General features: G+C 65.0%; 19 protein-coding genes and 1 pseudogene. 3 read left to right on the top strand and 17 right to left on the bottom strand.

What is annotated here, in order from left to right; translation table 11 throughout:
- Positions 1-51: 51 nt before the first annotated feature.
- Both VSR68_RS15835 and VSR68_RS15830 read right to left on the bottom strand, forming a co-directional pair.
- Positions 52-509, bottom strand: a pseudogene (locus tag VSR68_RS15835) (DUF2846 domain-containing protein).
- Complete coding sequence (locus VSR68_RS15830) at positions 502-966, bottom strand: hypothetical protein (RefSeq protein ID WP_342940748.1); 465 nt, start codon at positions 964-966, stop codon at positions 502-504. The pseudogene VSR68_RS15835 and the gene VSR68_RS15830 overlap by 8 nt, the downstream one beginning before the upstream one ends.
- 148 nt (positions 967-1,114) lie before the next feature.
- Between VSR68_RS15830 and ltaE the strand changes: the two genes are divergently transcribed.
- The gene (gene ltaE, locus VSR68_RS15825) at positions 1,115-2,119 is read left to right on the top strand and encodes a low-specificity L-threonine aldolase (RefSeq protein WP_342940747.1); all 1,005 of its coding nucleotides are present in this window, start codon (positions 1,115-1,117) and stop codon (positions 2,117-2,119) included.
- 78 nt (positions 2,120-2,197) lie between these two features.
- On the opposite strand, the gene VSR68_RS15820 is transcribed toward ltaE, so the two are convergent.
- A complete protein-coding gene (locus tag VSR68_RS15820) occupies positions 2,198-3,577 on the bottom strand; it encodes an MFS transporter (protein ID WP_342940833.1) in 1,380 nt (459 codons plus the stop codon).
- Between the two features lie 458 nt (positions 3,578-4,035).
- A complete protein-coding gene (locus VSR68_RS15815; protein WP_342940746.1) occupies positions 4,036-4,263 on the bottom strand; it encodes a hypothetical protein in 228 nt (75 codons plus the stop codon).
- Positions 4,264-4,714: 451 nt separating this feature from the next.
- On the opposite strand from VSR68_RS15815, the gene VSR68_RS15810 reads away from it, so the two are divergent.
- The gene (locus tag VSR68_RS15810; RefSeq protein ID WP_342940745.1) at positions 4,715-7,168 is read left to right on the top strand and encodes a glycogen/starch/alpha-glucan phosphorylase; all 2,454 of its coding nucleotides are present in this window, start codon (positions 4,715-4,717) and stop codon (positions 7,166-7,168) included.
- A 128-nt stretch (positions 7,169-7,296) separates the two neighbouring features.
- Here the strand turns inward: VSR68_RS15810 and VSR68_RS15805 are convergent, their stop codons facing one another.
- From VSR68_RS15805 to VSR68_RS15795, 3 genes are all read right to left on the bottom strand, one after another.
- Positions 7,297-8,412, bottom strand: a complete 1,116-nt coding sequence (locus VSR68_RS15805; protein ID WP_342940744.1) for a hypothetical protein — start codon at positions 8,410-8,412, stop codon at positions 7,297-7,299.
- Between the two features lie 154 nt (positions 8,413-8,566).
- The gene (locus VSR68_RS15800; RefSeq protein ID WP_342940743.1) at positions 8,567-8,893 is read right to left on the bottom strand and encodes a hypothetical protein; all 327 of its coding nucleotides are present in this window, start codon (positions 8,891-8,893) and stop codon (positions 8,567-8,569) included.
- 138 nt (positions 8,894-9,031) lie between these two features.
- Positions 9,032-9,418 (bottom strand): DUF6232 family protein, encoded by a 387-nt coding sequence (locus tag VSR68_RS15795; RefSeq protein WP_342940742.1) that lies wholly within the window; start codon positions 9,416-9,418, stop codon positions 9,032-9,034.
- 296 nt (positions 9,419-9,714) lie between these two features.
- Here VSR68_RS15795 and VSR68_RS15790 point away from each other — a divergent pair, with 296 nt between their 5' ends.
- Positions 9,715-9,942, top strand: a complete 228-nt coding sequence (locus tag VSR68_RS15790; protein WP_342940741.1) for a hypothetical protein — start codon at positions 9,715-9,717, stop codon at positions 9,940-9,942.
- A gap of 133 nt (positions 9,943-10,075) precedes the next feature.
- On the opposite strand, the gene VSR68_RS15785 is transcribed toward VSR68_RS15790, so the two are convergent.
- From VSR68_RS15785 to phnG, 10 genes are all read right to left on the bottom strand, one after another.
- On the bottom strand, positions 10,076-11,242 hold the full coding sequence (locus VSR68_RS15785) for a porin (RefSeq protein WP_342940740.1): 1,167 nt from the start codon (positions 11,240-11,242) through the stop codon (positions 10,076-10,078).
- 296 nt (positions 11,243-11,538) lie between these two features.
- Positions 11,539-12,654 (bottom strand): succinylglutamate desuccinylase/aspartoacylase family protein, encoded by a 1,116-nt coding sequence (locus VSR68_RS15780; RefSeq protein WP_342940739.1) that lies wholly within the window; start codon positions 12,652-12,654, stop codon positions 11,539-11,541.
- A gap of 297 nt (positions 12,655-12,951) precedes the next feature.
- Entirely contained in the window at positions 12,952-13,734 is a 783-nt protein-coding gene (locus VSR68_RS15775) for an ABC transporter substrate-binding protein (protein ID WP_342940738.1), read from the bottom strand.
- Between the two features lie 416 nt (positions 13,735-14,150).
- Positions 14,151-15,284 (bottom strand): alpha-D-ribose 1-methylphosphonate 5-triphosphate diphosphatase, encoded by a 1,134-nt coding sequence (locus tag VSR68_RS15770; RefSeq protein ID WP_342940737.1) that lies wholly within the window; start codon positions 15,282-15,284, stop codon positions 14,151-14,153.
- 25 nt (positions 15,285-15,309) lie between these two features.
- On the bottom strand, positions 15,310-16,065 hold the full coding sequence (gene phnL, locus VSR68_RS15765) for a phosphonate C-P lyase system protein PhnL (RefSeq protein WP_342940736.1): 756 nt from the start codon (positions 16,063-16,065) through the stop codon (positions 15,310-15,312).
- A gap of 10 nt (positions 16,066-16,075) precedes the next feature.
- A complete protein-coding gene (gene phnK, locus VSR68_RS15760) occupies positions 16,076-16,846 on the bottom strand; it encodes a phosphonate C-P lyase system protein PhnK (RefSeq protein WP_342940735.1) in 771 nt (256 codons plus the stop codon).
- Positions 16,843-17,763 (bottom strand): alpha-D-ribose 1-methylphosphonate 5-phosphate C-P-lyase PhnJ, encoded by a 921-nt coding sequence (locus VSR68_RS15755; RefSeq protein ID WP_342940734.1) that lies wholly within the window; start codon positions 17,761-17,763, stop codon positions 16,843-16,845. The genes phnK and VSR68_RS15755 overlap by 4 nt, the downstream gene beginning before the upstream one ends.
- Entirely contained in the window at positions 17,760-18,899 is a 1,140-nt protein-coding gene (locus VSR68_RS15750; protein WP_342940733.1) for a carbon-phosphorus lyase complex subunit PhnI, read from the bottom strand. The genes VSR68_RS15755 and VSR68_RS15750 overlap by 4 nt, the downstream gene beginning before the upstream one ends.
- Positions 18,899-19,546 carry a phosphonate C-P lyase system protein PhnH gene (gene phnH, locus VSR68_RS15745; protein ID WP_342940732.1) on the bottom strand — a complete coding sequence of 216 codons (648 nt, stop codon included), beginning with the start codon at positions 19,544-19,546 and terminating at the stop codon, positions 18,899-18,901. Before phnH ends, VSR68_RS15750 begins: the two co-directional genes overlap by 1 nt.
- Entirely contained in the window at positions 19,546-20,070 is a 525-nt protein-coding gene (gene phnG, locus VSR68_RS15740) for a phosphonate C-P lyase system protein PhnG (protein WP_342940731.1), read from the bottom strand. Before phnG ends, phnH begins: the two co-directional genes overlap by 1 nt.
- Positions 20,071-20,140 lie beyond the last annotated feature (70 nt).

Below are 20,140 nucleotides of genomic sequence, written 5' to 3'. Positions count from 1 at the left end.
CGCGAAGACCGGCGGCATACGGGATGCCGCCGGCCGTTTCGTCGCGCGGCGTTACTTCGAAGCTGCCGTGGTCGGCGTGCCGATGTAGTGCAGGCCTTCGAGGTCCTTGTTGGCGACCTCCGACGATTCCAGCGAAGGGACGATGCGGCCAACCAGCAGGCCCAGGCCGACGCTCGTCTTCACGTACTTCGTTTCGCCCGCTTCGAGCTTGAACGAGAGCGTCTTCTTGGTTTCGGTGGCGGTCGAGACGACATAATCTCCGGCCGGCTCGTCGACGTAGAAGAAGCCGCCTGGCTTCGATTTGCCGACAGCCTGATCGTTCACGTTGATGTCCGGCTGCAGCGCTGCGCCGAACAGCGAGTTCGAACGATAGAAATAGATGCGGCCTTGCGATTCCTTGATGGTCGGGATCGACGATGCAACGTCCTTGAATTGGGGCCGCTGGCGCAGCCCGTTGCCAGCAGTGCGGCTGCCGATGCAGCGATAAGGACTCGGGAAAGCTTAATCATGGAGGGTCTCGGTAGTTATCGATTGTGAGGGATCGAGCGGGGAGAAATGCGATTCGCCGGGCAGATAGAAGCCCAGCAGGTGATCGTTTTTCACCACGAGCCAGGCCTCGTGCACCTGCCGGCCTTCGACGGTGAAAACGTCGTTGATCGGCCTGTACGCAAAACCCTGCGGAAGCTCGCCTGCCAGACGCCAGAGCGAACCGCTCGAAATGCGCGGCGAATACCCCGTCGAAAGCCGGACATGCACGGTGTCGACTATCCGTATGCGCTGCTGCTGTGTGGCGGCCACCGGCGTGAACTGAACGCCCTGAACGGGCACTGACGGCGCGCACGCGCACAACGCAACAGAGGCGGCAATCGACGCCAGCCATATCTTCGTTTTCAAAGCGAGGTCTCTCAGGTGTGTCGGCAACTGCTGTATCCGCCGATGGACGCAAATCTTGAGTGCCGCCTTCACGATACGCCCGCCGATGGAATCGAAGTACCTGGCCATCCGGCTAACTGCTCATCGCGGGCGGAGTTGATACACTCTGCGGATTCAATCGCGCGCTTCACACGTCGTGCTGTTATATGTGAGGCGCTTCGTCATCCACGAGGAAAAGCACATGATCGATTTGCGCAGCGATACCGTGACCCGACCGAGCAAGGACATGCTCGCCGCGATGACAGCCGCCGAAGTCGGCGACGACGTCTGGGGAGACGACCCGACAGTCCAGCGTCTGCAAGACACCGTCGCCGGGCGCGCGGGCAAGGAGGCAGGGCTGTTCTTCCCGAGCGGCACGCAGAGCAATCTCGCCGCATTGATGGCGCATTGCGCGCGCGGCGACGAGTACATCGTCGGGCAGGCCGCGCACACGTACAAGTACGAGGGCGGCGGCGCGGCCGTGCTCGGCAGCATCCAGCCGCAGCCGATCGAGAACGCGCTCGACGGCTCGCTTCCCCTCGACAAGATCGCGGCCGCGATCAAGCCCATCGACAATCACTTCGCGCGCACGCGCCTGCTCGCGCTCGAAAACACGATCGGCGGCAAGGTGCTGCTGGCGGGCTATGTCGCCGAGGCCACGCAGCTCGCGCGCGAACGCGGGCTGTCGACGCATCTCGACGGCGCGCGCGTGTTCAATGCGGCCGTCGCGTCGAAGCAGCCGCTCGATGCGCTGTGCGCGCCGTTCGACACGGTATCGATCTGTTTTTCGAAGGGGCTTGGCGCGCCTGTGGGCTCGGTGCTGGTCGGCAGCAAGGCGCTGATCGACGTCGCGCACCGCTGGCGCAAGGTGCTGGGCGGCGGCATGCGGCAGGCGGGACTGCTCGCGGCGGCGTGTCTGTATGCGCTCGAGCACAACGTCGAGCGTCTCGCCGAAGACCACGACAACGCCGCGCATCTGGCCGCGGGCCTCGCGCAGATCGATCAGGTGAAGGTGCAGTCGCACGCCACCAACATGGTGTTCGCGCAGTTTCCGCAGGAGCATTGCGCGCCGCTCGAAGCGTGGCTCAAGGAGCGCGGCATCCTCACGCAGATGCTGTACGCGTCGCGCTTCGTCACGCACATGGACGTGTCGCGCGCCGATATCGATACGTTCGTCGCGGCCGTGAACGGTTATTTCGCGCGCTGACGGGCGCGATGCGAAGGGCGGCGGACGCGTTTTGCGCCGTCGCCGTTTTGCATGCGCACCGGGTTACGCGTTTTGAGACTATTGGTCCTTTGCGGCCGTCATGGTGGCGGCGGTGGTCTGCGTGCGATGCGACGGCGCGAAGAGCCGCAAGCCGCTCGCGATGCTGGCCGCGCCGGCGAACACGGCGCCCGTCGCGAGCGACAGTGTCGGGCCGTGGCGGCCCGCGATGCTGAAGCTCAGTGCGACGAGGGCGGCGCCCGTCGTCTGCCCGATCAGCCTCGACGTCGCGATGATGCCGCTCGCGCCGCCGCTGCGATGAGGCGGCGCGCTCGCCATCAGCGCTTTCAAGTTGGGCGACTGGAAAAAACCGAAGCCCGCGCCGCAGACCGCCATGCGAATCGTGATGTCGAGCACGGGCGGATGCGGCGGCAGCATCGCCAGCGAGGCCATGCCGCCGCATAGAATCGCGAGGCCGATCGCGCCGAGCAGCCCCGGCGGATAGCGATCCGACAGCCGTCCCGCGAACGGCGCCGCAAGCGCGACGATCACGGGCCAGGGCGTCATCAGAAAGCCGGTCTCGACCTGGCTGCGATGCAAGACATCTTCGAAATAGAACGGCAGCGAGACAAATGCGAGCCCTTGCGCGGCGAACGAGCACACGGCCGTCAGCGACGAAAGCGCAAACACGGGCAGTTTGAACAGATCGACGGGCAGCATCGGCGCGGGGTGGCCGGCTTCGCGGCGCATCAGCAGCGCGCCGAACACAATGGCGACGGCGGCGGCACTGAGCACGAGCGTCGACGACGCGCGCTGCGCCGCTTCGCCCAACGCGAAGATCAGCGCGGCAAACGTGATGACGTTCAGCAGCGCCGCGACCCTGTCGAATTGATGCGTGCCGCGCGGCGTGCGCGGCAGTCCCGGCAGCGCGAACGACAGCGCCAGTACGCCGAGCGGCACGTTGACGGCGAAGAGCCACGGCCAGCTCGCGACGGACAGGATCAGCGACGCCACCGTCGGTCCCACTGCGAACGACACGCCCACGACCAGCGCATTGAGCCCCAAGCCGCGCCCCAGTTGATGCGGCGGATACATGTGCTTGATCAGCGCCGTGTTGACGCTCATGATGGCGGCCCCGCCGAGTCCCTGCACGACGCGGGCGCCCGCGAGCACGGGCAGCGTCGGCGAGAGCGCGCACGCGAGCGAGGCCGCCGTGAAGATCGCGATGCCGCAGATGTAGATGCGCCGGTGTTCGACGATATCGCCGAGCGCGGCTAGGGGCAGCAGCGTCGCGACCATCGCAAGCTGATACGCGTTGATGATCCACACGGACGCTGCCGGCTTCGCATGCAGATTCGCGGCCATCGCGGGCAGCGCGGTGTTGGCGATCGCGGTATCGAGCGAGGCGAGCGCGACGGACAGCATGATCGCCGCCAACGCATAGCGATGACGGGTGGACATGGGCGCATCGGCGACGCGCGCCGGGTTGGGCGTGATCTCGGGCAAGGACGGCTCGGCAAGGGCTGGAATGGCACAACAGGCGCGCGCCGGGGAGCAGCGCAGCGGTGCTCGGCGCGAATGTTGCAATTGTTGCAGAGCCGCGCGGATCGTGCTCGGCGCCAGGCAGAAATGGCCTGTATGAAAGGTGGTTGCAAGCGAACGCTGGACTGCTAAACGGCGCGCGCGTCGTCGCAAATTGCGCGGCTACGCGTGATGCAACTAACCGCCAGACCTCGCGCCGCGCGGATAAGTTTGCGGCGCGACAGCGGCGAACGCACGAACGCACGAACGCACGAGGGAACGAGGGAACGAGGGAACGAGGGAACGAGGGAACGAGGGAACGAGCGGAGCGAACGACCGACCGACCGCGCCGCGTGATCCCACCACCATCAGCTCGCCATCCAGCGCTATCCCCGAATTCAGCTACACGACGCGAGCAGGATCGACAGTTTGCGGATATGCGCCCTGAATGCTTCCGTCAGTTCACGGTCATGGCCGTCGCTCAGATGCGGTGCCTCGGCCAGTTCGACCTGGCCGTGAAACTCATCGGACACCTTGCGCCGCGCATCGGGCGGCAGCGCGCGGATGAGGGACACGATCAGCAGTTCCTGCGCGTGGATCATACCGAGCACGGATTGTGCGTTCATTTCGACCTCCATCGGAGCGCGGCGACGCGAGCGACTGGGCAGCGGCTGAGCAACGACATGCAACGGGACGGGGAACGGCGCAGCAGGACGATGCTGTCTCCGATCCGCCTTGTTACTCATCCATACTAGTGCAAGGAACAGAGCCGTCTGCACCCGCATCGTGCGAAACGTGAAGACGCCAGGCGGGATGCCGATCGAATCTCAAGCCGCGATCATGGAACTGTGTCGCGGTCGCTCGTGTCTGCTTGGATAGCGGGCGCGATCCTGCACACATTCCCGCGCAAAGACGCGGGGAAAGCAGCGCACGAACCCAGCGACGCAACCAACGGCGGCAGACGCGGGATCACAAAATGTCCTACTCTGCTTATTTATCCACCAGACCGGCTCGCGCCGCCCGCGCACGAGACGCATGCAATAAAGCGCGCGCCGCGTCGATTTACCGGAGGTTTCGATGACAGCGGTGGATCTGGAATTCGACCAGCTCAACAGTACCGTCGATGCGCTGCGGCGCTCGATTTCCAACCGCATGATGTACGGCGTCGGCAAGGACGCCGTGACAGCGCGCCCGCAAGACTGGCTGCATGCCGCGGCGCTCGCTGTGCGCGACCGGCTCGTCGCGCGCTGGATGAAGACCACGCGCCTGCAATACGAGCAGGATGTGAAACGCGTGTATTACCTGTCGATGGAATTTCTGATCGGGCGCACGTTCACGAACGCGCTGCTCGCGCTCGGCATCTACGACCAGATGAAGGAAGCGCTCGCGGGCCTCGGCGTCGATATGGAATCGCTGACCGATCTCGAGCCCGATGCCGCGCTCGGCAACGGCGGCCTCGGACGGCTCGCCGCGTGCTTTCTCGATTCGATGGCGACGCTCGGCATTCCGGGCTTCGGCTACGGCATCCGCTACGAATACGGGATGTTCAAGCAGCAGATCGTCGACGGCGAGCAGATCGAAACGCCGGACTACTGGCTGCGCGCGGGCAACCCGTGGGAGTTTCCGCGCCCCGAAGTGCAGTACATCGTGCATTTCGGCGGGCGCACGGTGCAGCGCAACGGTCACGTCGAGTGGATCGAAACGCAGCACGTGAACGCGATGGCCTACGACACGGTGATCCCCGGCTTCGCGACGAGCGCGACGAACACGCTGCGCCTGTGGTCAGCGCGCGCGACGGAGGAACTCGATCTGTCGGCGTTCAATCAGGGCGACTATCGCCGCGCCGTCGATGCGAAGAACATGTCGGAGAACGTATCGCGCCTGCTGTATCCCGATGACTCGACGCCCGCCGGCCGCGAGTTGCGCTTGCGTCAGGAGTACTTCTTCGTGTCGGCGACGATGCAGGACCTGATCCGCCGTTATCAGCGCACGCACAGCACGTTTGGCCGCTTCGCCGAGAAGGTGGCCGTGCATCTGAACGACACGCACCCCGTGCTCGCGATTCCCGAACTGATGCGTCTGCTCGTCGACGTGCATCACGTGCCGTGGGCGAAAGCATGGAAAGACGTGCAGCAGATGTTCTCGTACACGAACCACACGCTGATGCCCGAAGCACTCGAAACGTGGGACGTCGAGACGCTCGCGCGCCTGCTGCCGCGCCACCTCGAAATCATCTTCGAGATCAACGCCGAGTTTCTCAAGCACGTGAGCGAGCATTCGGGCCATGACGTCGACATGATCCGGCGCATTTCGCTCGTCGACGAATACGGGCAGCGGCGCGTGCGGATGGCGCATCTGGCGATCGTCGCGAGCCAGAAGGTGAACGGCGTCTCGAAGTTGCACTCGCAACTGATGACGCGCGATATCTTCGCGGACTTCGCGCGCATGTTCCCCGAGCGGTTCACGAACGTGACGAACGGCGTGACGCCGCGCCGCTGGCTCGCGCAGGCTAGCCCGTCGATGTCGAAGCTGATCGACGATCAGATCGGCACGCACTGGCGGCGCGATCTGTTCGAGCTGTCGAAGCTGCGCGATCTGCGCAACGACCCGGCGTTCATCGACGCGTTCCATGAAGCGAAGCGGCAGAACAAGATGCGTCTGATCCATCGGCTTCAGCAGCATACGAAGATGGCGTTCGATCCCGAAGCGCTCTTCGATCTGCAGGTCAAGCGCATCCACGAATACAAGCGGCAATTGCTGAACGTGCTGCACGTGATCGTGCGCTACAACCGCATCCGCTCGCACCCGGAGCGCGACTGGGTGCCGCGTGTCGTGATGTTCGCGGGCAAGGCGGCGTCCGCTTACCGGATGGCGAAGACGATCATCAAGCTGATCGGCGACGTGACCCAGAAGGTGAACAACGATCCGCTGGTCGGCGACAAGCTCAAGGTCGTGTTCGTGCCGAACTACGGCGTGAGCGTGGCCGAGCTGATCATTCCCGCCGCCGATCTGTCCGAGCAGATTTCGATGGCGGGCACGGAAGCGTCGGGCACGGGCAACATGAAGCTCGCGCTGAACGGCGCGCTGACGATCGGCACGATGGACGGCGCGAACATCGAGATCAGCGAGGCCGTCGGCCCCGAGAACATTTTCATCTTCGGGCATACGGCCGATCAGGTCGACGATTTGCGCGCGATGGGCTATCGGCCGCGCGAGATCTACGAGCACGACCCGGAACTGAGGGTGGCGCTCGATCAGATCCGCACGGGGTTCTTCTCGCCGGAAGATCCGCTGCGCTTCTCGGATATCTTCCACACGCTCGTCGATTGGGGCGACCACTACATGGTGCTCGCGGATTTCGCGGCGTTTGCGAAGATGCAGGAAGAGGTCGACAGACGCTACGTCGACCGGCGCGGCTGGACGTCGAGCGCGATCGAAAATGTCGCAGGCATGGGGCAGTTCTCGTCGGACCGCACGATCGCCGAGTACGCGCGCGCTATCTGGAACGTGAAGCCCGTCGACATGGAATGATCGCCGGCTCGTTCGACGATTGAAAAAGCCGCCGCGCGATTTGTCATCGCGCGGCGGCTTTTATGTTGGCCATGTTCGCTTCGTATGTTCGGGCTCCATCTCTTCGCTTCGACCGAAGCGCGCGTGTTTCACCCGCCCATCCGTTCGATCTCTTTCGACGCGCGCAAGCCGAGCTTGCCGTTGGTGAAATCGAACAGCACGTCGATGCTTTGCAGCGACATCAGCCCGATCACGATGCGGTTCGCGCCCGGCGCGGCTTTCACGATGGCCGTTTGCGCATCGTTGAAGCGATGCGCCCAGTCGCCGACACCGAGCACCACGTCGTAGTTGCCTTGTGCAAATGCCTTGTGCTCGTCGGTATCGCCGGCCCAGTCGGGGGCCTTGTCGGTCTCGACGCGGATCATGTCCGTGCCGCCCGTCGAAAAGACGACGGGCGCGCAAAAGCGCATCTTGCTGGACACCTGCACGCAGCCCGTCGGCCATTGCATCGAACCGTCCTTCGCGACGGTGAACGGCACGAGCGTGAAGTCCTTCGTCAGTGCATTCGATGGGCTCAGCACGAGAAACGGGCGATTGAGGTTCGAGCGCACCAGATAGCGTTGACCGATGTTCGCGGGCAGCGCGCGCAGCGGCTGCGTGCAGCAGGCGTCGCGCGGCTCGTCGGCGCCGATGCCCAGGATGCCCGAGAACGCCCAGCCGAATTCGCCCGTGTAGCCGTCCTGCGCGACACAGTGCTTATTGGTCTTCAGGCAGCTGACTTCGTCGACGGCTTGCGCGGCGACGTCGACGGGCTTCGTGCCCGCGATGCTCAGCGGCACGTTGACGACGGCGCCGGAAACCTGCGCGTCCGTCGCGAATGCGAGCGAGGTGCGCGCGCCCGCAGCCGGATAGTTCGAGCGCGGCAGCACGGACGACAGCACGCGCACGCCGCGCGTGCCCGTATCGAGCATCAGATAGACGGCCTTGCCGTCCATCTGCACGGGCAGGCCGATCGACGTGCGGCCGTGCGTGTCGCTGCGTTCGGCGTTCAGCGGCACGAGCAGGCCGTCGCGTCCTTCGTTGATGAGGCTCGCTTTCGTTTCGGGCGCAACGGGCGTCGAGATCGGCGTGGAGCAGGCCGCGAGCGCGAGCACGGACAGCGCGCCGGCAAGGCCGGATTTGCGCCGGGAGAGATGAACGCACAACGAGGCAAGCAGCGAGGCAAACAGCAAGACAAACGACGGAGCTAACAGCGGGACAGGCATCGCACACACCTTGCAGAAAATGCGTGGTCCCGGCGACAGCCACGCTTCACAGGGCAGGCGTGGCGCTTCAGGTTTCGGCGAACGCGGACGGCTTTTGTTCGCGACGCGCGGTTGGCCTGGCGCGAGGGCACGCGAGATGACAGGACCGCCGACTCTACGCGCGCGGTCTGGGCCACCTGCAAAAATGTGTGTACGCGGCGCGGCGCAGCGCCGCGAGCGCGCCGACCACGTCGCCGATGCTGCGCGCCATCACGTCGACGCGAAAAGTGATGCACGCGTTGCGTTTGTCGAAGTCGATCACGAAGAGACGCGAGCCTTCGCCGAGCGCTTTCTGCAATGCGCGGCGGCCCGACGCCGACGAGGTGCCGGGCACGGTCACGTCGATCGTCACGAGGGACAACGCTGGCTGCCGCGCGAGATGCGTGGCCGGCGTGCGGCGCGAAGCGGCGCGCGATGAAGCGAGGATGGGTTGCGATTGCATCGTCGATGCGCCGCCGCGGATGGGCGGCGCGGCTGTGAAGACGCGTCCACTGTAGCGGGCGGCATCTCAAGCTCGTGAAAAAAGGAACCGCGCGCGCCGTCAATTTTCCGTAAAGACGGCGCGTGCCGGTGTGGTCCGTCAGCTTTTCTGCGCGGGCGCGGCGAGCGCGTCGCGAACGGTCTGCGCGACGCGCTCGACGAACGGCAGGTCGATGCTGGACAACGCTTCGCGTTCGGCGTCGCCCGTCTGGACCATCAGGCGATGCGTGACGTCCTGCGTGCGCCACGTGAGCCAGCCGACCACGACCAGCATCACGCCGCACACAATGCCCGCCGGCGACGCATAGATGCCGCCGACGACCGCGCCCACTGCGCCGATCAGCGAAATCGCGTAGGGCAAGACCTTGTTCTTGTGCACGGTGACGACGCGCACGTTCCGGATGTCGCGCAACGGAAAGACCTGGCCGGCCGCCGACAAGGCATTGCGAGTGACCGAGACGCCGCGTTCGTTGAATGGAATTTCCATCTTCACAGATTCAGGCTGAGGGAAAGGGCGCAGCGTAACAGATCGGACGGCGGGCCGGTTGGCACGCCCTGTCCGGGCACAGGCATTGCGGCGTTGGGTCGCGGCCGCTTCGATGACGCGCTCGACGCACGGCAGCGTGCCGCTTGCACAAGCGTTCGTGTACGCATCGCGGCACGAATTTCCGCATGCCCATAAAATCGACACGCGCCGGCGCAAAGGCTGGCGCAGTGCTTTTGAACGTAGCCGGTGCGGCGTGCGGTATTTGCATGTGGCCGCGCCTGAAGGATGTATCTGGGATGGAAGAGGTTTTCGTATCGAGAACGAGCGCGGTCGCACGCATTCTGACCGCGCGGCAGGCGCTGCTGAATGATTCGGATGACGCCCGCTGGTTGACCGCGGGCGAAAAGGCGGCGCAGGTCGAACGGCTCGACCGGCTGCTCTTCGACGTGCGCGCGGGCCGCACGTGGGACTTCGTCATGCCGACGCCGAACGGCGAGATACGGATATTCGTGACGCCGGACTAGCGCGACGGCATAAAGGGCAATAGAAGCAAGCTGCGCATCAGAAAAAGAAAACGCCCCGCAAGCGGAGCGTTCTTCGTCCAGTTCATCTGCGCGGAAGCGAAGCGCCCAGCGGCGCCTCGCTTCGCGACACAGCTTAGAACTTGTGGCGCATGCCGACGCGGAACGCCAGCTGGTTCTGCGAGCCCGAACCCGACGTGTTGAAGTACGACGTCGACGAACCGATCTGAGCCTGGATCGGCGTGTTGCCCGTCTTGCCCGATGCGTCCTGATAGATCGCGAGCGCGTAGACATCGGTGCGCTTCGACAGTGCGTAGTCGACGCTTGCGTCCACCTGGTTGAAGTGGCCGTGCGTCGCGCCCGTCAGTTGCGAGTACGTGTAGCCGAGGCCGCCTGCCAGCGCCGGCGTGAACGCGTACTTGACGCCGCCTTCGTAGTTGTTGAACGTCGTCGATGCACCCGTGATCGGCTCGAAGTGCGTGTTCGTCCACAGCGCGTAGAGCGTTGCCGGTCCGATGATGTAGCGGCCGCCGAGGCCGAACGTGCGCAGGTCGCGCACGCTGCCCGTGGCGACGTTTGCGATCGACGTCGAGAATGCCGGCGTTGCCTGGCTCGGGAAGCGGATGTCCGTGTACGCTGCGCCAAGGCCGATCGGGCCGTTCGCGTAGTTCAGGCCGAAGCTGTATGCGCGCGACGAGCCGGCGACGGGATTAGCCGCCGTGCCCGTTGCCGGTGCGCCAGCGAACGCCGTCGAGTTCGAGAAGCCGTACATCGCGCCGAACGTGAGGCCCGAGAAGTTCGCGCTGCTGAACTTGACTGCGTTGTTGATGCGGCTCGACGTCAGCTGGTCGACGTCGTTGATGTGGTAAGCGTAGTTACCGGCAACCGTCAGGCCGCCCGTCGAATAGTTGCCGCCCAGGTAGTCGGTCGAGAACGAGTATTGACGACCGAACGTCAGCGAGCCGATGCCGTCCTTCGACACACCGACATACGCCTGGCGGCCGAACAGCGCGCCGCCTTGGCCGGACGTGCCGTTGCCGCTGTTGAAGCCGCTTTCCAGCACGAACAGTGCCTTCAGGCCGCCGCCCAGGTCTTCCGAGCCGCGCAGGCCCCAACGGCTGCCTTGCGCGACGCCGTCGTCATACTTGAACAGCTTTTCCGAGCCGCCTGCGGTCGTCTTCGAGTGATTCGCGTAGCTGATACCAGCGTCGATCAGGCCATAGAGCGTGACGCTGCTTTGTGCGTGTGCGGAGGCTGCAAAAGCCGAGGCGAGTAGAGCGGTGGTAATGATCTTCTTGTTCAAAAGCTTTCTCCGGTTAAAGGTGCGATCGCGAGCCTGGCTCTCTGGCAGGTCGCGCGACGGGCGCAAATTTATAGGGAGCAAGAGAAAGCAATATGACAGTAAATATTTCTAATGCATTTGTCGTACAAATGCGACAGAAGATCATTCGCGTATGAAAGGCTTGTGCGCGAACCTGTGCATATGCGCGGCGCCGCGCCGTTGACAGGCGCACAAGCGCTTCGGGCGCTGCAAACAGAATCGCCCGCACGGGGCGGGCGATTCTTTGCAACGCGAAGCGGCGCTCGCCGCAGACATCGTTATGCCGACAGCAATTGCCCCGTGCGATATGCCTTCGCGCCCGCGATGCGCGCGATCTCCATCCCCGCCTGGGCAAAGCGCGACAGATGGCGCGCGTACATCACGCCCGCCACGTTCGTCTTGAGCGTGACGACGCGGTTCGTCAGCGGATCGACGATATCGGCGATGGGCTCGCCCGCGTCGACCCACTTGCCCACTTCCTGGCGATACACGACGACGCCGCTTGCGGGCGTCACGATCGGCTCGGTGCCCGCGAGCGGCGTCGCGGCGAACTCGAGCGGCGGCAGCGGCGCGGCTTCGCCCGCGACCAGGCCGCGATGCGTCAGGTATTCGACGATGCCTTGCGCGTCGTGCTCGGCGAACTCGTATGAGACGTCGCGCTGGCTGCGCAACTCGATCGTCACCGAGATCGAGCCGTTCGGAACCGGGAAGCGGTCGCCGACGCGCGTGCGCAGTTCGGACCAGCAGAAGCTGTGAATCTCGTCGAACGGATTGCCGACGGAATCGACTGCGAGCAGCGACGCCTTCGAATCCAGATAGCGCGCGAGCGGCTCGACGTCGGGCCACAGATCCGGGTTCGTGTACAGATGCAGCGCCGCTTCCCAGTCGCAATGCAGGTCGAGCACGATGTCCGCGTCGTACGACAGCTGTTGCAGCGCGAGACGCTGCGATTCGATTTCGGTGCGCGGCTTTTGCGCGTCGAGCGCTTCGCGCATCGCCTGGCGGACGATCGCGCGGTTCTCGTCCGCGTCACCCGTCAGACGTTCTTCGATTACGGGCTCGATCAGATCGAACAGGTTGTAGAAGTTGCGGTTGAAGTTCTGCGCGGTATTCGTTTCGAAGCGGCCGGCGAGCAGGCCGAGCACATGCTGGTTCAGCCCGATCGGGTTCGCGACGGGCACGACGACGACTTCGCCGCGCAGCTTGCCCGCGGCTTCGAGCGCTTCGAGCTTGCGGCGCAGCGCCCACGACACCAGCATGCCGGGCAGCTCGTCGGCGTGCAGCGACGACTGGATGTAGACCTTCTGGCCGCCGCTCGGACCGTAGTGGAAGCTCGTCAGGCTGCGAGCGGTGCCGAGGGTTGGGGAAATCAGCGGATGGTTGTGGGTTTGCATGATCGATGTGGCGCTGCCGACGACGCGCGGCGCGCGCTGTAGTTGCAAAGGGATGAGGCTTGAAACGGTGGCGCGCGCAACGAATCAACGAATCGCGCCGATGAACCGTTCGATCTTAGCCCATTTGGGCGGCGCGGGCGAACGCCCGCTTTCGGGCGGGACGGGCCGGGGCCTTGCTTGCGCCTTGCCTGGGCCTCGCGTGAGCCTTGAGCCAAAAACCAAACGGGCTCCGAAGGGAGCCCGTCTGCGTCGCGTCGCGAGGCGCGGCGTTGCGCGCCTCGCGCGATGCGGCGATGATCAGCTGCCGTACACGTCGAAATCGAAGTACTTCTTCTCGATCTTCTTGTACGTGCCGTCCTTGATGATGTCGGCGATTGCCTTGTCGACCTTCGCCTTCAGATCGGCGTCTTCCTTGCGCATGCCGATGCCGGCGCCTTCGCCGAGGATCTTCTTGTCTACGAGATCCTTGCCGACGAACTGGAAGCCTGCGCCGCGCGGCGTCTTCAGGAAGCCGATTTCAGCCTGCACGGCGTCTTGCAGCGCTGCGTCCAGACGGCCCGAGATCAGGTCGGCGTAGACCTGGTCCTGGTTCTGGTACGGCACGACCTTCGCGCCCTTCGGCTCCCAGTAGGTCTTTGCGTACGTTTCCTGGATCGTGCCCTGTTCGACGCCGACCGACTTGCCCGACAGCGATTCCGCCGTCGGCAGGATGTTCGAGCCCTTCTTCGCGACGAGGCGCGTCGGCGTGTTGAACAGCTTCGACGAGAAAGCGATCTGTTCGGCGCGTTGCGGCGTCATCGACATCGACGACAGCACGCCGTCGAACTTCTTCGCCTTCAGAGCCGGGATCATGCCGTCGAAGTCGTTCTCGACCCACACGCACTTCGCCTTCAGGCGCGTGCAGATTTCGTTGCCGAGATCGATGTCGAAGCCGACCAGCTTGCCGTCGGAGCCCTTCGATTCAAACGGCGGATAGCTGGCGTCGACGCCGAAACGGATGGTGGTCCAGTCTTTTGCGTGTGCGCCGATCGAAACGGTGGCGAGCAGGGCAACCGTCAAAGCCGCAAGCAGTTTTTTCACTGATGTACTCCCGGGAGTGGTTCGAAGTGTCCCGCATGCGGTCGTGCCGCTGCGCGACGATGCCCGGCCGTTGTGTCCGGGCTTGTCTAATGGCCGCCGGCCAGCCGCCAGCAGCGCGCGCCAAGCTTAACAAATCAAAATATTTGCGGTGCTAGTGAAACACCGGATGGCACAGGAGTATTGCCTCTAAAGGGCGGTTTTGTGATATGGAGCAAGGATACCGGCCGAAAGCCAATCGACAGCCTTCTATCGACAGCCGCCGACTGGCTCGCGCACGGCGGCGGGGCGCTTTTGACGGGCGCGTTTGCCGCTCATGCGGCAGTGCGGCAAATGCTTTCGCTCAGTGACGTGAACGGCCCGAGCCGGGCCGCGCGGCCCGGACAGAAGCCGTATCGAACACGCTATCAGGTGGCGTATCAAACGATCCGCTCGCCCGCGCGGTACGTCGCGCGCGGGACGGGCAATGCATCCAGCATCGTCACGCGGACAAAATCCGCGCGCAGCCCGGTTTCGATCGCGCCGCGGTCATGCAGGCCGGCCGTGCGCGCCGGTTCCGCCGACACGGTCGCCATCGCTTGCGGCAGCGTCCAGTCCGCCTTGTCGACAAGCTCGAAGGCAGCCGTCAGCAGGCTCGACGGCACGTAATCGGACGAGAGGATATCGAGCAGCCCCGCCTTCGCCAGCTCCAGCGCCGACACGTTGCCCGAGTGCGAGCCGCCGCGCACGATGTTCGGCGCGCCCATGATCGTCGCGATGCGGTGACGGTGCGCGGCTTCGGCGGCGACGCGCGTGGTCGGGAATTCGGCGAGCACGATGCCTTCGTCGGCGGCCTGCTGCACGTGCTCGACGAGCGTGTCGTCGTGGCTCGCGACGGGCACGCCCAGCGCCTTGCAGCGCTCGACGATCTCGTGGCGATGCTGGTCGGCGAAGCGCTGCTGCTCGTTTTCGAGCGCGACGAGCGTCGCGGCCACGTGTTCGTCCGTCATCTTGCCGTGGCGCTCCTGGAAGCGGCGCCATTGGTCGCGGTCGTGCCATTGGCGCTGGCCGGGCGTGTGGTCCATCACGGAAGCGAGACGCAGCAGCGGATGGTCCTTCAGCGTATCGAACACTTCGACGACATCGGGCGTCGCGATCTCGCAGCGCAGATGCAGGAAGTGCTCGGCGCGCAGCAGCTTGCGCTCGGAGAAACGCTGGAGCGCCTGCGCGCAACGCGTCTGCGTGTCGCGGCCGCGCAAGCCGACGCTCGATCGCGAGCCGATCGCGAGCGCATCGAACACCGTCGTGATGCCAGCGGCCGCCACCTGCGCATCGTGGATCACGAACGCGGCATCCGTATTCCATTCGACGCCCGGACGCGGCACCAGATGCTTCTCGAGATTGTCCGTATGCAGTTCGATCAGGCCCGGCAACAGGTAGTCGCCGTCCCAGTCCTGGGCGTCGGCGGCGGACGTAGTGCCGCGCGCGACATCGCGAATCACGCCGTCTTCGACCTGCACGACGCCGTTGAAAACTTCGTCCCGCGTCACGACGCGAGCGTTCTTGATCAACATCTGGATGCTCCGTATCCGATCGATATCAGTGTAGTGCCGGTGTGTGACGCAGTGGTGGACGCAGTTCGAGCCGTCGTGTGGCGACTTTCGCGCGTGTGTCTTCGTCGTGGAAGATGCCGACGATGGCCGCGCCGCGCTCGCGCGCTTCGACGATCAGGTCCGCGACGATGTCGCGGTTCTCGGCATCGAGCGAAGCCGTTGGTTCGTCGAGTAGCAGCACGGGATGTTCCGCGATCAGGCCGCGCGCGATATTCACGCGCTGCTGCTCGCCGCCCGAAAACGTCGCGGGCGCGAGCGGCCACAAACGCTCGGGCACGTTGAGCCGAGCGAGCAACGCGGCGGCGCGCTCGTGCGCTTCGTTTTCATCGACGCCGCGCGACACGAGCGGCTCGGCGACGAGATCGAGCGCGCTCACGCGCGGAATCACGCGCAGGAACTGGCTCACGTAACCGACGACGCCGCGCCGCAAATACAGCACGTCGCGCGGCTCGGCGCCCGTGATCCGCACGTGCTTCGCTTCGTGCGCTTCGTCGCGGATCGCGATCATGCCCGTGCTCGCCAGATAGTTGCCGTACAGGCAGCGCAGGAACGTGCTCTTGCCCGCGCCCGACGGCCCGACCAGCACGACGCATTCGCCGCGCTCGACGTCGAGCGACACGCCCGCGAGCGCTTCGATCTGCACGCCGCCCTGGCCGTGCAGCGTGAACGTCTTGCCGATATTGACGGCGCGCAGCATCAGCGCGTGGTTGTCGACGAACGATGTTTCGATTGACGTTGTCATCGTCAGGACCTCAAACGGGAAGAACGGAAGAGACGAGCGTCTGCGTGTACGGGTGCTGCGGATCGTCGAGTACCTGATCCGTGAGACCCGCCTCGACCACTTCGCCGCCTTGCATCACCATCAGCCGATGCGCGAGCAGGCGCGCCACGCCGATGTCGTGCGTGACGATCAGCACGGACAGATGCAGCGTCGACGTCAGCGTGCGCAGCAGATCGAGCAGACGCGCCTGCACGGACACGTCGAGACCCGCCGTGGGTTCGTCCATGAATACGAGCCGCGGGCCCGTCACGAGATTGCGCGCGATCTGCAGACGCTGCTGCATGCCGCCCGAAAACGCCGACGGCAATTCGTCGATACGCGCCGCGTCGAGCTCGACGCGCGACATCCACTGCGTCGCCGTATCGCGGATGCGGCCGTAATGGCGCGCGCCGACGGCCATCAACGGCTCGCCGATATTCGCGCCCGCCGACACGCCGTTGCGCAGACCGTCGCGCGGATTCTGCTGCACGAAGCCCCACTCGGTGCGCATCAGCAGACGCTTGCGCGGCTCCGACAATTCGAGCAGATCGAGTGTTTCACCATGCGCGCTCGCATAGTGCAGCGTGCCTGCATCGGCGTTCGTGCGCAGCGCGAGCGTATTCAGCAGCGTCGATTTGCCCGAGCCCGATTCGCCGACGATGCACAGCACTTCGCCCGGATACAGGTCGAAGCTGACGTTGCGGCAACCGTTGCGGCCGCCGTATTGTTTGGTGAGCGCGCGTGCGCTCAGAAGCGGCGTCATGCGCTTTCTCCTTCGTTGTGTTCCCCGACCTGTTCGATCCCTTGCTGTTCGCGGCGCTCGTGGCAGTAGTCGCTGTCCGAGCAGACGAACATGCGCTTGCCTTCATCGTCGACGATCATTTCATCGAGGAAGCTCTCCGTCGATCCGCACAGCGCGCACGCGTGCTCCCAACGCTGCACCTCGAACGGATGATCGTCGAAGTCGAGGCTTTTTACGGGCGTGTACGGCGGAATCGCGTGGATGCGCCGCTCGCGTCCCGCGCCGAACAGTTGCAGCGCCGGGTTCATGTGCATCTTCGGGTTGTCGTACTTCGGGATCGGCGACGGCGACGCGAGATAGCGTCCGTTGACGATCACCGGGTAGTCATACGTCGTCGCGATGCTGCCGTGATGCACGATGTCCTCGTACAGCTTCACGCTGATGAGCCCGTAGTCGGCGAGCGCATGCAGCTTCTTGCACTCGGCGACGCGCGGTTCGAGCCGGAAGAGCGGCTCGGGCATCGGCACCTGGTAGACGAGAATCTGCTTGTCGGTGAGCGGCGTTTCGGGGATGCGGTGACGCGTCTGCACGATGGTCGCCTCGCTCGTCTTGCGGGTCGTGCTGACGCCCGTCGTGCGCGCGAAGAAGCGGCGAATGTTGACGGCGTTCGTCGTTTCGTCGGAGCCCTGATCGATCACCTTCAGCGTGTCGTCGCGCCCGATGATCGATGCCGTCACCTGAATGCCGCCCGTGCCCCAGCCGAACGGCAGCGGCATTTCGCGCGACGCGAACGGCACCTGATAGCCCGGCACGGCCACTGCCTTCAGCAGCGCGCGACGAATCATGCGCTTGGTCTGCTCGTCGAGATACGCGAAGTTGTAGCCTTCTGCGGCGCTGTCGTGCGCCGAAGTTTGCATCGTCGTGTCGGGCGCGTTCATGCCGCTTGCTCCTCTTTGTCCTCTTTGCCGTTCGGGTCGCTGTCGTCGCGCTGATCGCGTGCCGCGTGTTTCGCGCGCAGACGGCGCACGAGTTCGAGTTCGGACTGGAAGTCGACGTAATGCGGCAGCTTCAGATGCTGCACGAAGCCCGATGCCTCGACGTTATCGCTGTGCGACAGCATGAATTCGACGTCCTGCGTCGGCGAGCCGAGCGTTTCGCCGAGTTCTTCGGCGCGCAGCGCGCGATCGACCAGCGCCATCGCCATCGCCTTGCGCTCCGAGTGACCGAACGCGAGACCGTAGCCTTGCGTGAACGTGGGCGGCACTTCGCTGCTGCCCGCGAACTGGTTGATCATCTGGCATTCCGTCACGTCGATTTCGCCGATCTCGACGGCCTCGCCGAGTTCGTCGAGTTCCATCTCGACGGCCACCGTGCCGAAGCGGATCTCGCCCGCGAACGGATGCGAGTGCGCGTAGCCGCGCTGGGTTGCGTAGCCCATCGCGAGCAGAAAGCCTTCGTCGCCGCGCGCGAGATTCTGCAGGCGCGTCGCGCGGCTCGCGGGAAACGACAGCGGCTCGCGCGACAGATCGCCGGGTTCGGGCGCGTCTTCGGACACGTGTTCCTGTTCGATCAGGCCTTCCTTGTCGAGCAGCGAGACGACGCGCGGCATCGCTTCCTCGCTTGCGCTTTCGCTGCGCTTCGCGCGCGCGGCGCCATCGCCGTCGCCTTCGGCGAGCAACGTGAAATCCAGCAACCGCTGCGTGTAGTCATACGTCGCGCCGAGCATCTGGCCGCCCGGCACGTCCTTGAACGTCGCGGAGATGCGCCGCTCGATGTGCATGTTCTCCGTGTCGACGGGCTGCGTATAGCCGAAGCGCGGCAGCGTCGTGCGATAGGCGCGCAGCAGGAAGATCGCTTCGACGAGATCGCCGGCTGCCTGCTTGATCGCGAGCGCGGCAAGCTCTTCGTCGTAGACCGAGCCTTCCGTCATCACGCGCGCGACGGCGAGGCGCAACTGCGAACGGATCTGCGCGACGCTCAGTTCGGCGAACTGCGTATCGCCGCGGCGCGCCTTGTCGAGCAGACGCCACGATGCTTCGATCGCGCGTTCTCCACCTTTGACGGCAACGTACATTAGTTCAGCTCCACTCGGGTTGTGCGCGGCAGACCGATCAGCATGTCGCCGCAGACGAGATAACAGTCGATGCCGCACGGAAAGAGCGGCGCGAGTTCGGCGCGCTCGCGCCAGAAACGCGCGGGCAGGCCGGAAGGGGCGATCGTGTGCGTGTCTTCGATGCCGGGGCCGCGCAACGTGACGGGCGCACCTTGCGCCAACGAATCGACGCGCACGAGCAGCGTCACCGATTGCTCCGGCGTTTCGGGCGCGCCGGGCGCGAAGCTCGTCAGCGGCGGCAGCGTGCTCGCGTCGTGCACATAGGCGAACGCGGCGTCTTGCGGCTCGTCGACGAGCGGCGCACCCGTATGAAAGCGCAACGCCGAGCCGAGCACGGCATCGGGCTGCGAGAGCCACACGGGCGTCGAGTAATCGCACAGCGCGAGCAGCGCGGCGAAAGCGGCGAGATCGGCGCGCGCGTGCGGCAGGTTGTTGCGCGCGTCGCTGCGCGAAGCGGGCAGCACGTTGTTGATCGTGCCGATCTTTCCCGGACGCGACAGCGCATCGAGCAGCGTGCGGAACACCGTCTGCGTATCGTGGACGGGATCGGCGAAGCCCGGCGTCAGCATGGAGAGCGCGATCTGCGCGGATTGCGTGGAAGGGTTCATCAGTCGCCTCGGACCATCGTGAAGAATTCGACGCGCGTCGATGCGGCGTCCTGTTGACGTTGCGTGCGTTTCGCCGCGAGCTGCGTAGCGAGCGGTGCGATCAGCTGCTGTTGCAGACGTTCGTGATGCTGCGGCGTTTGCAGCAGTGCGTCCGCGATGGCAGCGAGTTCGGCGCGGCGGCGGTCGCGTCCCAGATGACAAGCGACGCCGACCGTTGCGCCTTCATCCGTATCGTCATTGGCGTAATTGGCCGTGCGCAAACGCAGCGTGGCGCGCGTGACGGTCGCTTCGCCGAGATTGAACGCATCGCCCGTGCCGCCGATGCGTCCGCGCACCATCGCGAGCCCGATCTCGGGCGGGCGCAGCCAGTCGAAAGCGGGGAACGGCGTGCCTTCCATCGCGCGGCTCAGCGCGGCTTCGAGATCGGCGCGCGGCGTTCTGGCGAGGACGGCCATCCATGCGCGGCGCGCGGGGTTGGCAGAGGCGGGGGAGGCGGTGGCAGGCGGAGAGGCGGGGGCGCTCATCGGCATTTCCTGGAAGTGGACGATCAGTGGACCATCAGTGGCAAGTGCAGACATTTGAGCATCTATTCGT

The sequence above is a fragment of the Paraburkholderia phymatum genome (genome assembly GCF_038900715.1).
Classification (GTDB): domain Bacteria; phylum Pseudomonadota; class Gammaproteobacteria; order Burkholderiales; family Burkholderiaceae; genus Paraburkholderia; species Paraburkholderia phymatum_A.
The sequence above is the reverse complement of the archived record's forward strand: the minus strand, read 5'-3'. Positions and strand labels throughout refer to the sequence as shown.